The organism is Arthrobacter sp. PAMC25284, assembly GCF_019443425.1.
Taxonomy (GTDB): domain Bacteria; phylum Actinomycetota; class Actinomycetes; order Actinomycetales; family Micrococcaceae; genus Arthrobacter; species Arthrobacter oryzae_A.
Genome location: NZ_CP080382.1, coordinates 3,257,778 through 3,272,261, shown reverse-complemented (window position 1 = coordinate 3,272,261; position 14,484 = coordinate 3,257,778). Strand labels below are relative to the sequence as shown.

At 65.6% G+C, this 14,484-nt stretch carries 11 protein-coding genes; 2 read left to right on the top strand and 9 right to left on the bottom strand.

The features are described from left to right. Positions 1–72: 72 nt before the first annotated feature. The 6 genes from KY499_RS15125 to KY499_RS15100 form a co-directional block, all read right to left on the bottom strand. Positions 73–1,632, bottom strand: coding sequence for an amino acid permease (locus KY499_RS15125; protein ID WP_219885752.1), 1,560 nt, complete (start codon positions 1,630–1,632; stop codon positions 73–75). 168 nt (positions 1,633–1,800) lie between these two features. Then, positions 1,801–2,208: a DUF779 domain-containing protein gene (locus tag KY499_RS15120; RefSeq protein ID WP_123257000.1), complete on the bottom strand. Its 408-nt coding sequence runs from the start codon at positions 2,206–2,208 to the stop codon at positions 1,801–1,803. Positions 2,209–2,224: 16 nt separating this feature from the next. After that, positions 2,225–3,235: an alcohol dehydrogenase AdhP gene (gene adhP / locus KY499_RS15115; protein ID WP_123256999.1), complete on the bottom strand. Its 1,011-nt coding sequence runs from the start codon at positions 3,233–3,235 to the stop codon at positions 2,225–2,227. 160 nt (positions 3,236–3,395) lie between these two features. Then, positions 3,396–4,919: an aldehyde dehydrogenase family protein gene (locus tag KY499_RS15110; RefSeq protein ID WP_219885751.1), complete on the bottom strand. Its 1,524-nt coding sequence runs from the start codon at positions 4,917–4,919 to the stop codon at positions 3,396–3,398. A 137-nt stretch (positions 4,920–5,056) separates the two neighbouring features. Then, positions 5,057–6,451, bottom strand: a complete 1,395-nt coding sequence (locus KY499_RS15105; protein ID WP_219885750.1) for a GAF domain-containing protein — start codon at positions 6,449–6,451, stop codon at positions 5,057–5,059. 207 nt (positions 6,452–6,658) lie between these two features. Continuing rightward, positions 6,659–8,098: an FAD-dependent oxidoreductase gene (locus KY499_RS15100; protein WP_219885749.1), complete on the bottom strand. Its 1,440-nt coding sequence runs from the start codon at positions 8,096–8,098 to the stop codon at positions 6,659–6,661. 174 nt (positions 8,099–8,272) lie between these two features. Here KY499_RS15100 and rarD point away from each other — a divergent pair, with 174 nt between their 5' ends. After that, a complete protein-coding gene (gene rarD / locus KY499_RS15095; RefSeq protein WP_219885748.1) occupies positions 8,273–9,295 on the top strand; it encodes an EamA family transporter RarD in 1,023 nt (340 codons plus the stop codon). Positions 9,296–9,367: 72 nt separating this feature from the next. Here rarD and KY499_RS15090 read toward each other — a convergent pair whose 3' ends face one another. Further along, complete coding sequence (locus tag KY499_RS15090; RefSeq protein ID WP_219885747.1) at positions 9,368–10,240, bottom strand: universal stress protein; 873 nt, start codon at positions 10,238–10,240, stop codon at positions 9,368–9,370. A gap of 186 nt (positions 10,241–10,426) precedes the next feature. On the opposite strand from KY499_RS15090, the gene KY499_RS15085 reads away from it, so the two are divergent. Next, on the top strand, positions 10,427–11,245 hold the full coding sequence (locus KY499_RS15085; protein WP_219885746.1) for a hypothetical protein: 819 nt from the start codon (positions 10,427–10,429) through the stop codon (positions 11,243–11,245). Positions 11,246–11,320: 75 nt separating this feature from the next. Here KY499_RS15085 and KY499_RS15080 read toward each other — a convergent pair whose 3' ends face one another. Next, complete coding sequence (locus KY499_RS15080) at positions 11,321–12,382, bottom strand: IS30 family transposase (protein WP_375141151.1); 1,062 nt, start codon at positions 12,380–12,382, stop codon at positions 11,321–11,323. A 678-nt stretch (positions 12,383–13,060) separates the two neighbouring features. After that, on the bottom strand, positions 13,061–14,434 hold the full coding sequence (gabT, locus tag KY499_RS15075) for a 4-aminobutyrate--2-oxoglutarate transaminase (RefSeq protein ID WP_219885745.1): 1,374 nt from the start codon (positions 14,432–14,434) through the stop codon (positions 13,061–13,063). Positions 14,435–14,484: the final 50 nt, after the last annotated feature.

Genomic DNA, 14,484 nt, shown 5'->3' with positions numbered 1-14,484 from the left:
GGTCCATGTACCGTCAAAACATGGGCGCCAAGCGACCCCGCGTTGCAGGGTGTGGGTGCAGCGTGTGGCTGCCTAGACGCGGGTGAGCGCGTCCTCGTTCCCGGATGCCTTCCCGCTGCTCTCCTCAGCCGCCGGACCGTTGACAGAGGCCCTCGCTTCAGCGAACTTCCCGTTCAGCCGGGAATGCCGCTGACCGTAGGAAAAGTAGATGGCGATGCCGATCACGAGCCAGCCGGCGAAGAAGATCCAGGTCTCCACGGCGAGGTTCGTCATGAGATAGAGGCAGAGCAGGGCGGATACCACCGGCAGGACCTTGCCGAACGGGACACGGAAGGCCGGCTTCAGGTCCGGGCGTTTCTTCCGCAGCACCAGAATGCCAAGGCTGACCACAACGAACGCGGACAGCGTGCCGATGTTGATCATTTCCTCCAGCAGGTCCACATTGGTCAGCCCGGCCACGACGGCCACGGCCGCGCCGCAGATGATCTGCAGCCGGACCGGCGTCGCACGAATGGTGCTGGTCTTGGACAACGAGCGGGGCAGCAGGCCGTCGCGGCTCATGGCCAGCACCACACGGGACAGGCCCATCAGGAGGACCATAATCACGGTGGTGAGGCCCACGAGCGAGCCGAACGCGATGACCTTGGCGGCGTCGGTGTTGCCCACGGCCTCAAAGGCGGTGGTGAGCGTCGGGTTCTTGGCCTCAGCGAGCGTGGTGTAGGACACCATCCCGGTCAGGGCCAGGGAGACCAGGATGTAAAGCACAGTGACGACGGCCAGTCCGCCAAAAATACCGCGGGGCAGCGTTTTCTGCGGGTTTTTGACTTCCTCGGCGGAGGTTGCCACGACGTCGAATCCGATGAAGGCGAAGAACACCAGCGCGGCACCGGCGAAGATGCCGAGTGTTCCGTACTGGGCCGGAGCGGCGCCGGTGAGGAACCCGAAGAAGGACTGTTTGAGGACGTCGGCGGCCCCGGTGGCCGCCGTGGGCTCGGACGCGGGAACGAACGGGGCGTAGTTCTCAAGCTTCACGTAGGAGAAGCCCACCACGATCACAAAAAGCACAACGGCGATCTTGATCAGGGTGAAGCCGTTTCCGACGCGGGCGGAGAGCTTCGTGCCGAGCACCAAAAGGACCGTGAACGCAGCAACAATCAGGAAGGCGCCCCAGTAGAGGTCAACGCCGCCCAGTGAGATGGACGCCGGGACGTCCGCTCCCATCAGCGCGAAGACCTTACTGAGGTAGATGCCCCAGTACTTGGCGATGACGGCGGCCGCCGTGAAGAGTTCCAGGATGAGGTTCCAGCCAATGATCCAGGCGAGCAGTTCGCCCATTGTGGCGTAGGTGAATACGTAGGCCGATCCGGCGACCGGGATGGCCGTGGCGAATTCGGCGTAGCACATGATGGCGAGCGCGCAGGTGACGGCGGCGATCGCGAAGGAGATGGTGACTGCCGGGCCGGCGAAGTTCGCTGCGGCCTTGGCCCCGACCGAGAAGATGCCTGCGCCCACCGCAACGGCGACGCCCATAATCATCAGGTCCCAGGAGCTGAGCGTGCGCTTCAGCTTGCGTCCGGGTTCATCAGCGTCCGCGATGGACTGCTCGATGGATTTGGTCCGGAATACATTCATAAAAAATCCACGATTTCAATAGCTGGAGGGAAATAGACCTATTTATCGTAATATCCACCCTGTGGACGGTCGCAGTTATCCCACATCGTGAGACGCCAGGAGGCCCGTGCCGGTGTTCCCGGCGCGGGCCTCCCGTGGTGTCATTCGTAATTTCCAGCCGTCTGTAAGTCAGACGGGCCAGTTCATCAGCGTGGAACGGATCAGGAACCGTTTGCCCTCCGGCGCTTCCACCGAGAAGCCGCTCCCCCGGCCGGGGACGACGTCGACCGTCAGGTGGGTGTGGCTCCAGTAGTTGAACTGTTCCTTGGACATCCAGAACTCGAGAGGCTGGGGCTGCAGTCCGTCCGAGACGTCAAACAATCCCAGCAGCACGTCCGAGTCGCCGGTGAGAAACTCCCCGGCCGGGTAGCACATGGGTGAGGAGCCGTCGCAGCAGCCGCCGGACTGGTGGAACATCAGCGGGCCGTGCTGGAGCCACAGTTTCCGCAGCAGTTCAACGGCTTCTGGGGTAAGCGCCACCCGGGAGAAGTCCTCACCGGGACGGGTCACGGCGGCGTCGAGCTTCGTCGCTGGCATCAGAGGCCTTTCTTGGTCAGAACCGCAGCACAACGCGGCCGTCAATTTTGGCGTGCTTCATTTCGTCGAGAACTGCGTTCACTTCGGAGAGCTCCCGGGTGGAGACAGTGGGGTGGATCCTGCCCTGGGCATAGAACTCCAGGGCCTCCTCCAGGTCCTGTCGAGTTCCGACGATGGAGCCACGGACAGTCAGTCCTTTGAGCACAATCTCAAAAATCGGGGCCGGGAAGTCACCCGGCGGCAGGCCGTTGAACACAATCGTTCCGCCGCGGCGGGCCATCCCGATCGCCTGGCCGAATGCTGACGGGTGCACCGCCGTGACCAGGACTCCATGGCATCCTCCGGTTTCGCGCTGAATGACTTCGACGGGATCTTCGTGCAGGGCATTGACGGTCAGTTCCGCACCGTGCTTTTTGGCGAGGGCGAGCTTGTCGTCGGCAATGTCCACTGCGGCGACCCGGAGGCCCATGGCAACCGCGTACTGGACGGCGATGTGGCCGAGTCCGCCGATGCCCGAGATCGTGACCCACTGGCCGGGCCGGGCCTCGGTCATTTTGAGTCCTTTGTAGACGGTCACCCCTGCGCAAAGCAGCGGGGCCACGTCCACGGGGTCCGAGCCAGCAGGGATCCGGGCCGCGAACCGGCTGTCCACCAGCATGTATTCGCCGAAGGAGCCATCAACGCTGTAGCCGGCATTCTGCTGGGCTTCGCACAGTGTTTCCCAACCGGTGCGGCAGTACTGGCAGTCGCCGCATGCGGACCAGAGCCACGCATTGCCGACGAGGTCTCCGATGGCCAGGTCCGTAACGCCCTCACCGAGGGCAACAACCTCGCCGACGCCTTCGTGGCCGGGGATGAACGGCGGTGTTGGCTTCACCGGCCAATCGCCTTCCGCGGCGTGGAGGTCTGTGTGGCAGACGCCGGTGGTCAGTACTTTCACGAGCGCCTCACCCCGGCCGGGAGAAGGCACGGGGAGGGTCTGGATCTCCAAGTCAGAGCCAAATTTGGTGACTACTGCGGCTTGCATTGTCGTCGTCGGTGCCGTTGTCATAGCGAAATCCTTGCGTCATCAAGCGTGGGGTGCGGTTGAAAAGCGTGTGCTAAATCCGGGTCCTTCCGCAGAGGCGCACAGGTGTGGCGGGCGGGGCGGATCAGTCGTGATCCGCCCCGCCCGGTTTCACCACTTTTTAGAAGAAGCCGAGCTTGTTCTCGTTGTAGGACACCAGCAGGTTCTTGGTCTGCTGGTAGTGGTCCAGCATCATGGAGTGGTTTTCACGGCCGATGCCGGAGGACTTGTAGCCGCCGAACGCCGCCCCCGCCGGGTAGGCGTGGTAGTTGTTGACCCACACGCGGCCGGCCTGGATTTCGCGGCCGGCACGGTAGGCGACGTTGCCGTTGCGGGACCACACGCCGGCGCCGAGGCCGTAGAGGGTGTCGTTGGCGATGCCCATGGCGTCGTCGTAGTCGCTGAAACGGGCGACGGAGACCACAGGGCCGAAGATCTCTTCCTGGAAGATCCGCATCTTGTTGTGGCCCTCGAAGATGGTCGGCTGGACGTAGTAGCCGCCGGCCAGGTCGCCGGTCATTTCGGCGCGGGCGCCGCCGGTGAGGATTTTGGCGCCCTCCTGCTTGCCGATGTCCATGTAGGAAAGGATCTTCTCGAGCTGGTCGTTGGAGGCCTGGGCACCAAGCTGGGTGTCCGTGTCCAGCGGGTTTCCCTGGATGATCTTTTCCGTGCGGGCCAAGGCGTCAGCCATAAAGGAATCGTAGATGCCGCCCTGGACCAGGGCGCGGGACGGGCACGTGCAGACCTCGCCCTGGTTGAAGGCGAAGAGTGCGAAGCCCTCGAGTGCCTTGTCGTAGAAGGCGTCGTTGGAATCGGCGACGTCGTTGAAGAAGATGTTCGGGCTCTTGCCTCCGAGCTCCAGGGTGACCGGGATCAGGTTCTGGCTGGCGTACTGGCTGATCAGCCGGCCCGTGGTGGTCTCTCCGGTAAAGGCGATCTTGCGGATCCGCGGGCTGGAGGCGAGCGGCTTGCCGGCCTCGACGCCGAAGCCGTTGACCACGTTGAGGACACCGGCGGGCAGCAGGTCACCAATCAGCTCCATGAGGACCAGAATCGAGGTGGGGGTCTGCTCGGCCGGCTTGAGGACGACGGCGTTGCCGGCCGCGAGCGCGGGGGCGAGCTTCCAGACGGCCATGAGGATGGGGAAGTTCCAGGGAATGATCTGGCCCACAACGCCGAGCGGCTCGTGGTAGTGGTAGGCGGTCGTGTCGTCGTCGAGCTGGGACAGCCGGCCTTCCTGGGCGCGGACGGCGGAGGCGAAGTAGCGGAAGTGGTCGGCGGCGAGCGGGAGGTCCGCGTTGAGGGTCTCGCGGATCGGTTTTCCGTTGTCCCAGGACTCCGCGACGGCGAGCATCTCAAGGTTTTCGTCGATCCGGTCCGCGATCTTGTTCAGGATGGCGGCGCGCTCGGCGACGGAGGTTTTGCCCCAGGACGGAGCGATCTTGTGGGCAGCATCCAGTGCCAGTTCGATGTCTTCCGCGGTGCCGCGAGCGACCTCGCAGAAGGCCTTGCCCGTGACCGGGGTGATGTTCTCGAAATACTGGCCCTTGATCGGGGCCACCCACTCGCCGCCGATCCAGTTCTCGTAACGGTCCTTGAACGTGACCTTCGAACCTTCGGTTCCGGGCTGGGCGTAAACAGTCATATTGCTAGCTCCTTTGCTGTGCAAGATTGGAGGCGCGATGATCACGGCGCCGCCGTTGCACCCAGCGTAGGAGCGGGAAGGTTGCAGTCAGGTTGCAGGGCTGTGACCGGGGTCACCCGGCGGCAGGCTGCCCCCGCTCAGGAGCCGAATTCCGCTTCCAGCCGTTCCAGATCGGCGACGACGGCGGCCCTCTTCGGCGAGCGGGGCGCCAGCAGCTTCAGCGCCGCTGTCCGGACGCCGGCGTCGTCCCTGGCCTCGGGCAGTTCAGCGTACTTCAGCAGTGACTCCGCGCTGCCGTCCGTCAGCAGGGCTTCGCGCAGCAGCGAGGAGACCCTGTGCCGGAGCTCAACGATGCCGGGGGCCTCCGAACGTGGCAACACAGCGCCACGGTAAATTTCAAGCGCAATCCGGTGGGCGCCGCGCTGCAGGCACTTGAGAACCTGGCCCGAATCCGGGACCAGGTCCACCGGCAGCCGGTAAGGGCGCGACTCCGGGAGCGCGTCGGGGCTGAGCTGCTGGACGACTTTGCGAAGCCGGACCATCTCGGCCCGAAGCGTCATGGTGGACGCCTCCCCCGGGTAGAGCAGGGTGCAGAGCTCCTCCGCGTTCAGTCCTTCGGGATGGATGCTGAGCAGGGCCAGGATCTCGCTGTGCCGCGCTGACAGGGCCACGGTGCGGCCGTCGATGCTGAGCAGTGCCTGGTCACGACCCAGCAGCTGGAGGCTGTTCCGGTACAGGCTGCTGCGCTGAGTCTCATCGTCCAGCGCCGTGGACGGCCGCCCGATTCTGGCCGGGGACGCCGTGCTCCGGCGCCGTACCGGTGACGACTGCCGGGCTGCGGCGAGTTGGAGCCGTTCCACCCGCAGCTGGGCCTGGGCCGCGGCCACTGTTGCCTCCACGAGGGACAAGGTATGCGGCGCCACCGCGGACTCCGTCCCGGTGATGTCCACAACGCCCAGCAGTGCACCGGAGTCCGGATCGTGGAACGGCACAGCGGTACAACTCCACGGGTGGACAGAGCGTTTGTAGTGTTCGGCACCTGCGATCTGGATTCCGCGGCCAAGCGCCAGGGCGGTGCCGGGTGCGCTGGTGCCCACCGTGGCCTCTGACCAGTCGGCCCCGGGAACAAACATCATGCCCTCAGCGCGGCGTTGCAGTGCCGCGTCACCTTCGACCCAGAGCAGCCGGCCGAGCTCATCACCGACCGCCACCAACATCCCGCTGTCGTGGCTGGGCAGGACCAGAAGCTTGTGGATCACCGGCATGATGGCGGCCAGCGGGTGCTGCCGCCGGTACTCCTCGAGTTCGTCGTCGCCCAGTGCCAGCGGAGCCGCCGGCTGGTCCGGGTTGGCATGGAGCAGTGCGGAACGCTGCCACGAGGCCTGGATCACGGGGCTCAGGCCGTGGAGCGGCTCAGCGGCGGCGAAGCCCGGAAGCCCGGAGCCTAACTGTTCGTGGCCTGCGCTGGCGTGCTTCTGCCGCAGCTCCGGGGAATACGCGCCGGGCGCTGCAGCATGGACGAGCTTCGTCATTGAACTCCCAACCGATGGCCGCGGCGGTAGACAGGAACCCGCCGCGTCCTTCCGAGTCTAGTTCGGGGGAGAGTGTTTCGATACTGGCCGCGGCCGTTTCGACGGTTCCGTACACACTCGATGTGCCGCAACGTCTTCTGTGCACGGACCGGTCGAAACGGCGCCGGCTGGGAGCGCCTGCTGTCGGCGCCTGGCCGGGCCGGGCTGCTATTTGCGGGAGATCGCGATCATGTCCTCGCGCGGAACCACCTTGATGCGTTCCCGCACGACGGCGCCGCCGTCGGCCGACCACTCCGCGCCGAGGGCGAGCTCGTGGGCGTCCAGCTTCATCCAGCCTTCCCAGGTGGTGTATTTAACCCCACGGGCTTCCAACAGCTCGATGATGGCCTCCGGGTCCGGGTTTTCCGCCGGCGGCAGGGACAAACGGTCTTCGAGCAGGAACCCGATGGTCTCCAGGGCATCGCCCTTCGTGTGGCCGATCAGTCCGACCGGTCCACGTTTGATCCAGCCCGTGGTGTAGATTCCCGGGACGGGGTTCCCTGCGGCGTCGAGCACACGGCCGCCTTCATTGGGGACGATGCCGCGGCGGGCATCATATTCCAGTTCATCCAACGGCGAGCCGTGATAGCCGATGGCGCGGTAGACAGCCTGGACCGGGTAGTCGACGAACTCCCCCGTTCCCTTAACGTTGCCTGTACCGTCCAGCTGCATGCGCTCGAACTTGATCCCGGCAACCTTGCCGGGGCCGGAGGTGTTCCCCCCGGCGTCGTGGATCTGGACGGGGCTGTGCAGGAAGTGTAGATGCAGCCGGCGGGAGGACGGGGCCTCGGCCTCGGTGTGGTCCTCCACGAGCCAGTTGGTGAGGGTGTTAACCATGGTCCGGGTCTGGTTGTTGCTGCGGATAGCCTCATCCGAGGCCTGATCGAACTCAAAGTCCTCCGGGTAGAGGACGATGTCCACGTCGTTGGCATGGCTGAGTTCACGCAATTCCAACGGCGTGAACTTCACCTGGGCCGGGCCCCGCCGGCCGAAGACGTGCACGTCTGTGACCGGGGAGTTTTTCAGCGCCTGATAGACGTTGTCCGGGATTTCCGTGGCGAGCAGTTCGTCGGCGTGTTTGGCCAGCATGCGGGCGACGTCGAGGGCCACATTGCCGTTGCCGATCACCGCGATTTCCTTGGCCTCCAGCGGCCACTCGCGCGGAACGTCGGGGTGGCCGTCGTACCAGGAGACGAAGTCCGCCCCGCCGAACGATCCGTCGAGTTCGATGCCCGGGATATCCAGGTCCGCGTCCTTGATGGCGCCCGTGGAGAAGATCACGGCATCGTAGAAAGCCCGGAAGTCATGCAGGGTCAGGTCCCGGCCGTAGGTGATGTTGCCGAGGAACCGGATGTCCCCGCGGTCCAGGACTTTGTGCAGGGCGTTCACGATTCCCTTGATCCGCGGGTGGTCCGGCGCCACGCCGTAGCGGATCAGTCCGTAGGGCGCCGGATAGGCCTCGAAGAGATCAATGCTGACCTCGAAATCGCCGCCCTTGACCTCGTTGGACTTTGTCAGGATGTCCGCGGCGTACACACCCGCCGGTCCGGCACCAACAATCGCAACGCGGAGAGGACGCTTGGACGTGGATTCGGCCGAGTTGGACACGGGAGCCCTTCTGAGTCGTGGCGGCTGCGCCGGTTCATGCAGCACAGAATTCCCCTATTCTAAATGTCGCCGGCGCCGGATGGGGGTCCGCCGGGACGCCGCCCGCCGGGGTCCCGGCGGCCAGGACTGCCGCGTGGCAGGAATAGCGCCCCGCGGTGTGGTGTTATTGACCATGTGCCGACCCCCGACAATTCCGTGCCCTCCAACCCGTTGACAGCCGGGCGCGCCGCTCCGCCGGCAGGCAGCCCCGCCGTGCCCCGGGCCGCGCTCAAGCCGGTCGACACGGAAACCAAATCGGGAGCCCTGTTCGGGATTGCGGCCTACGGCCTGTGGGGCCTGATGCCCCTGTATTTCTTCCTCCTGCAGCCGGCCGGCGCCATCGAAATCGTCGCCAACCGGGTCGTCTGGTCAGTAATTTTCTGCCTCGGGCTGATCACCGTGACCCGTACCTGGCGGGTTCTGGGCTCAGCCTTCCGGAACCGCACCGTGCTCGGACCGCTCACCATCGCAGCCGTGCTGATCGCCATAAACTGGCTGGTCTACGTCTACGGCGTGACCACCGGCCAGGCGGTCGAAGCCTCTCTGGGCTACTTTATTAATCCGCTCGTCTCCGTGCTGCTGGGCGTGATCGTGCTGAAGGAAAAGCTGCGGCCGTTACAGTGGGCCGCCGTCGGCATCGGCTTTGTCGCCGTCGGTGCGCTGACGGTCTCCTACGGGAAGCTGCCTTGGATTGCGCTCACGCTGGCGTTCAGCTTCGGCCTCTACGGCTTCATGAAAAAACGCGTCGGACCACGGGTTGACGCCGTCACGAGCCTCACTGTCGAGACCATCGTGCTGGCACCGACAGCCGCCGCCGCCATGATCGTCCTGGCACTCAACGGAACCGCCACCCTGACTACCCAGGGTGCGGGGCACTTCTGGCTGCTGGCGGCCGCGGGCATCATCACCGCAGTGCCTTTGCTGCTGTTCGGCGCTTCCGCCCGCCGTTTGCCGATGACGACTATCGGCCTGCTGCAATACCTCGCCCCCGTATTGCAGTTCATCGTGGCACTGACGGTCCTCAGGGAGGCCATGACGCCGGACCGCTGGATCGGTTTCGGCATCGTCTGGCTGGCCCTTGTGGTGCTCACCGTGGACATGCTCCGGGCAACGCGGAAGAACTCACTGATGCGCAAGCTCGCCCGCGCCACGGTTTAGACACCCGGCAGCCAAGGCCCGCGGGCGGCCCGGGCGGCCCGCCGCGGGCCACGTCAATCCCCCGGGCCCGCTTTAGTCCGCAGGGATCGTGTCCACGCGCTCATAGTCGCGCGGGACCACGACCATCGGAACGGGCAGCGCCCGGAGGACCTTGTTGGCTGTGCTGCCAATGAAGAGTTTGTTCTTTTCCGCAAGGCGGGAGGAACCGACAACGAGGATCTCGGCGTCGTCCCAATCCAGGTCATCAATGGCCTCCTCGATGCTGCGGCCGTGCGCAACCTCCACGGCGACCGGGTGTCCTTCCGGCAGCCGCCGGGCGGCTGCGGCCAGGACCGTGTTGGCATGGATGTGGGCGGCGTTGACATTATCCCCGCCGTCTCTTTCGGCGTCGAGCTCCACGAGGGACACCAGCCGGAGCGGCACGCCGCGGCGCCCGGAGGCTTCAATCGCGACGTCGATCGCGGCCTCCGCGCCGGTCCGTTGGCCCACGGCCAGGGTCAGCCGCCTGATGGGGTCCGGCTGGTGGTAGCCGCGCGGCGCGAGTGCCACCGGGACCGGTGCGGCGTGGAGCAGCGCGTTTGCCACACTGCCGACCGTATGCCGTTTGAACAAGCCGTTGCTGGCGGCGCCGACGACGATCAGCCCGGCCCGGTACTCCACCGCTGCCTCGATGAGGCCGGCCGCGAACGACTCCGCTTTCCGGACATGAAAGCGGGCTTCAATGCCCTTCGGAACGAGTTCCATGCCGTGACGTTCGGCCATGCGGATATCCTGCGCCACGGCACTGGCGTGCATCGCCTCCGGGCGCATCTGCGAGGCAGTCGTACGCCCGTGCACGACGTAGACCAGGTCGAGATGGGCCCCCTGCGCGCGGGCCATGGCTGAGGCGAGGGCGACGGCATCCGCGCCGCGGTCATTGGGGGTGTAGCCAACTACGTATCGCATATGTGAACCCCTTACGGGTCTGGGGCAGAACTCAGCCACGCCCGGGTTTCCGTCCGACGTAGGCCGGTCTGCGTTCCTGCAGTGATAGCCACGACTCTAGCCCAGTGCTGCCCGGGCAGGGGGACTTTTGGCCCTGACCTGTCCCGCCGCCGGGCCCTAGGCTAATCCCGTCGATGGGAGCCGATGATGCCTAAAATCAACGTCCGCGCGATCGCCAGCACGGTTGCAGTGAGGAACGCCGGCCTGGGAACGCTGGCGTTCCTGCTGGTACTGACGGCCTGCACCGCGTCACCGCCCGAACCCGGGGCGGGTACCGCCTCCAGCGGGACCGCGGCGGCGAGTGAAACAGCCACTGCGTCGACAACTCCCGCGACCGCTTCTCCGGTCCCGTCGGCCACGTCCACCGGCCCCGGAGAATGGGATGAGAGGGTTCCTCCGCTTGCGGGGGACATGGTGATCGCGTCCAAGGTCACCCACGAATGGGCCTGGCCCGGGGCCGGAGCATTCCAGACAACCCACGAAAACCCCGTACCGATCGCCCCGCCGCCCGCGGCTCCGCTGCCCACGCTTTACAGCATCGGTTCGGGTCAGCATCCCGCGAACACCCCGCCGTATGACCAGTTAAGCTTCCGGTTCGAAGGGGGCTTCCCCGGTTACGACATCGAAGTCGTTCCGCAGCTGATCGCGGACGGCAGCGGAGAGCCGATTCCGATGCCCAATACAGGGAGCATCCTGGAGGTGGCGTTCCGCGGCGCCCAGGCACACACCGCCGATGGCTCCGCCAGCTCGGTCACGAGCGCACCACCGGCCGCGATCGGGTACGTGGCCTTGACCAAATACGCCTCTGCCGGCGACTTCGAGGGCGTGGTCAGCTACGGAATCGGCATCGGCCGGCCGCTGGACGTGCTCCCGGAGACGAAGGTCCGCGTTGTGGAAGTCGAGAAGATCGAACAGGGCAAACACCTGTACGTGGTGGCAATCCAGTTCGACCGCACCTCCTGGTAACACCGACCCGGCAGCACCAACGAAAGAGCCGCGGACGTCTGCTTGGATTCTAGGGGTCGTTGCAACACCTGTTGGTTAGGTGGTTAGTAGTAAATCACGTAGACGCTCGGCTGGAGTATTCCAGCCGAGCGTTTTGCGTGGGCGTCCGTTGAGTTCCTGCGCGACGTGTTCGAGGTCTTCGGGCCCGTAGGCGGACAGGTCGGTGCCCTTGGGGAAGTACTGGCGCAGCAGTCCGTTGGTGTTCTCGTTGGAGCCGCGTTGCCAGGGGCTGGCGGGGTCGCAGAAATAGACGGGCATGTCGGTGGCAAGGGTGAATGATCGGTGGGTGGCCATTTCGGCGCCCTGGTCCCAGGTCAGTGAGCCTCGCAGGTGTGCCGGCAGGGTGGCCATGGTCGTGACGAGTCCGTCGCGGACTGTTTCGGCCGTGTGGTCATTTGGCAGGTGGACGAGCATCACGTAGCGGGTGGTGCGTTCGACCAGGGTCGCGATCGCTGACTGGTTGTAGGCGCCGGTGATAAGGTCCCCCTCCCAATGGCCTGGCACGGCGCGGTCCTCGATCTCGGGCGGGCGCTCCGAGATCATGACCATCGGGTCCACGAACCGGGGGGTGCGCTGCTCGCCGGTGCGGTGGGGTTTGCGGCGGGTCCGGCCGGTGCGCAGCGCTGCCTGTATCTCGCGTTTGAGCCCGCCTCTGGCCTGGACATAGAGGGCTTGATAAATCGTCTCTGGGCTCACACGCATCTCCGGGTTGTCGGGGAACTCTTCGACCAACGTGTGGCTGATCTGCTCCGGAGACCAGCGTATGAGCAGCTTGTCCTTCACGTAGTCACGCAGGTCCGAGTCGCCTGCGAGTTTGGCCGTCTTGGGCCGGGCCCGCCGGGCAGCAGCCTTCCGATGAGCTCCGTGGGGCAGGTATCCCATCAGGGGATCGGCATTTCGGCCCAGCTCGCGGCTGATCGTTGAGGGCGATCGTCCCAGAGTGTGGGCGATCGCCCTGATCGAAGTGCCGGCGGCGTGCAGGTCCCGGATCAGCTCCCGTTCCTGCACGGTCAGGAACCGCGGATCGATAGGTTTCTCCAACGCTGATACCGGTACGGGGACCAGGGTCGTTCCGGTCGTGCCGGCGGGAGGGTCCATGGTGGTCACACCACGTTTGTAGCCGACGATCCGGCCATCCGGGTAAATGCGTCGGCCGCCGGACTTACGGATTCCCTGGTCCCACTCTTCGGCGGTCCGCAGATGTATCCCGACCGCTGCGGCAGCTTTGCGCCGGCTCACGCCGGTCTTGCGCAGCCGGAAGTATTCATCCCGCCCGGGGTGAGGACCCGTCCCCGTTTTGCCATGGCTTTTCAGCCCGGCTTTACGGACCCAACCGGCACACGTTGCGGGATTCAGTCCCAACTCCCGTGCGGCCTGCGTCGTGCTCTTGACACGGTCGAACACGACGAAGAACTCAGCCTTCTGCACGGGCGTGTATTTCCTCTGCCCAGCTTCCCGATTCCGTGGGACCCGCTCAGGGAACCGAGATTTATGGACCCATTGGTAGCACGTCATCTGATTGAAGCCGAGCTCCGCTGCGGCTGCGCTGACACTCCCACACCGGTCCAACACCGAAAAGAACTGAGCCCTCTGCTCCGGCGTATATTTCCTCCGGCTGGCAGCTTCCTTCGTTAAAGACGACACGGTCGTTGCAACTCCCAAAATTCTGGGTGTTGCAACGACCGCTAGAACCCGCCCTGGTCCGCGGCTCGTCCGTTGTCCCGGAAAGTCCGGGGACCGGGGTGAGGGATCACCTTCCCCGGAGGCTGGGTGGTATCAGGCGAGGGCCTTGATTGCGGTGGCCAGGACCTCGAGGCCGTCCACCAGCAGCTCATCGCTGATCACCAGCGGCGGGAGCAGCCGGATGACGTTGCCGTAGGTGCCGCAAGTCAGGATAATGACGCCTTCCTTGAGGCAGGCAGCCGCGACGGCCTTGGTCAGATCCATGTTCGGTTCCTTGGAGCCGGCCTGAACCAGTTCGATTGCCAGCATGGCGCCGCGGCCGCGGATGTCGCCGATCACGGAACCCTCGGCGCCGCCGGGAAGCGCAGCGGCGAGCTCGCGCAGGCGGCCGACGGCAAGGTCCTCGATGTGGCGGGCGCGGGCGTTGAGGTCGTACTGCTCCATCGAGCCGATCGATGCCAGTGCCGCAGCGCACGCCACCGGGTTGCCGCCGTAGGTGCCGCCCAGGCCGCCCGGGTGGACGGCGTCGAGCAGTTCGGCGCGGCCGGTGATCGCGGACAGCGGCATGCCGCCGGCAATGCCCTTGGCCATGGTGATGATGTCCGGAACGACGCCTTCGTGGTTGACGGCGAACCATTCGCCGGTGCGGCAGAAGCCGGACTGGACCTCGTCCGCGATGAAGACGATGCCCTTGTCCTTGGCCCATGCGGCCAGGGCCGGCAGGAAGCCTTCGGCCGGGACGATGAAGCCGCCCTCGCCCTGGATCGGTTCGATGATGATCGCGGCGACCTGGTCCCCGCCGATCTGCTTCTCGATCATGGTGATGGCCCGTTTGGCCGCCTCGGCACCGGTGATCTCCGGGTTTTCCTCGCGGAACGGGTAGCTCATCGGCATGCGGTAGACCTCGGGCGCGAACGGGCCGAAGTTGGTCTTGTACGGCATGGCCTTGGCCGTCAGCGCCATGGTGAGGTTGGTGCGTCCGTGATAGGCGTGGTCGAAGGCGACGACGGCGTCACGCCCGGTGGCGAGGCGGGCCACCTTGATGGCGTTCTCGACAGCCTCGGCACCGGAGTTGAACAGGACGGTGCGCTTCTCGTGGTCGCCCGGCGTGAGGCGGTTGAGCTGCTCGGCGACGGCGACGTAGCCTTCGTAGGGCGTGACCATAAAGCAGGTGTGGGTGAAGTGCTCGACCGCTTCTTTGACGGCGCCGACGACGGCGGGGTCCGAGGCGCCGACGGACGTCACGGCGATGCCGGCTCCGAGGTCGATGAAGGAGTTGCCGTCGACGTCGTGGATGATGCCGCCGTCGGCGTCGGCGACGTAAACCGGAACACTGGAGGCGACGCCGGCGGCGACGACCGCCTTGCGTCGTTCGGTCAGGGCGAGGGACTTCGGGCCGGGGAAGTCCGCCAGGACGCGGCGCTTCTGCTCGAGCCTGAAGGTGAGGTCATTTGCGGTAGTGGTCATGAGGGGCCTTTCTAGTACGTACGTGTTCTGCGTCAGCGCTGTGCGGGGTG

Bases quoted from the DNA above. Each gene is read 5' to 3' on its own strand.
- KY499_RS15125 (WP_219885752.1), bottom strand. From the start codon at position 1,632: ATGAATGTATTCCGGACCAAATCCATCGAGCAGTCCATCGCGGACGCT.
- KY499_RS15120 (WP_123257000.1), bottom strand. From the start codon at position 2,208: ATGCCAGCGACGAAGCTCGACGCCGCCGTGACCCGTCCCGGTGAGGAC.
- adhP (WP_123256999.1), bottom strand. From the start codon at position 3,235: ATGCAAGCCGCAGTAGTCACCAAATTTGGCTCTGACTTGGAGATCCAG.
- KY499_RS15110 (WP_219885751.1), bottom strand. From the start codon at position 4,919: ATGACTGTTTACGCCCAGCCCGGAACCGAAGGTTCGAAGGTCACGTTC.
- KY499_RS15105 (WP_219885750.1), bottom strand. From the start codon at position 6,451: ATGACGAAGCTCGTCCATGCTGCAGCGCCCGGCGCGTATTCCCCGGAG.
- KY499_RS15090 (WP_219885747.1), bottom strand. From the start codon at position 10,240: ATGCGATACGTAGTTGGCTACACCCCCAATGACCGCGGCGCGGATGCC.
- KY499_RS15085 (WP_219885746.1), top strand. From the start codon at position 10,427: ATGCCTAAAATCAACGTCCGCGCGATCGCCAGCACGGTTGCAGTGAGG.
- KY499_RS15080 (WP_375141151.1), bottom strand. From the start codon at position 12,382: ATGGACCCTCCCGCCGGCACGACCGGAACGACCCTGGTCCCCGTACCG.
- gabT (WP_219885745.1), bottom strand. From the start codon at position 14,434: ATGACCACTACCGCAAATGACCTCACCTTCAGGCTCGAGCAGAAGCGC.